We start from the raw sequence: 466 nt of genomic DNA on the forward strand, positions 1-466 counted from the left end.
GGTGGTGACAATCGAAATTGGGGTAACTTCAGAACCCGTACCTGCTGTCGTTGGTACTAAAAATAGAGGCAATCGTGGGTGTTTGGCATTATTTACGCCATATAAGTCTTGCAGACTTTGCGATTGCTGAGGATGCGCCAATATGGCAATGATCTTGGCGACATCCAAAGAGCTGCCACCTCCGAAACCTAAGATGATGTCCACTTTTTCATTTTTGGCGAATTGTACGGCGTCCAATACAATATGTTCAGGAGGATCGGCCTGAACGTTTGAATAGATTGCATAAGGAAGCTGAATGGTTTCTAAAATTTCAATAATTGGCAGATGCAGTTGCTGTTGAATCATGCCGGCATCGGTGACCAGCAAGAGTTTTTTATAGCCGTGTTGTTGCAATAATGGCTTTAACTCATAGATCGAGCCCAGTCCTGAAATAATATTCGAGACGGTTTGAAATTGAAAATGGCTC

Annotated in this window: 1 protein-coding gene; it reads right to left on the reverse strand. The window is 43.1% G+C overall.

Going from position 1 to position 466, the window contains the following annotated elements:
* On the reverse strand, positions 1-466 hold a 466-nt coding region (locus B2Y23_RS03605; protein ID WP_291369069.1), incomplete at both ends, for an iron-containing alcohol dehydrogenase.

The organism is Acinetobacter sp. UBA5934 (genome assembly GCF_002430855.1).
Lineage (GTDB): Bacteria > Pseudomonadota > Gammaproteobacteria > Pseudomonadales > Moraxellaceae > Acinetobacter.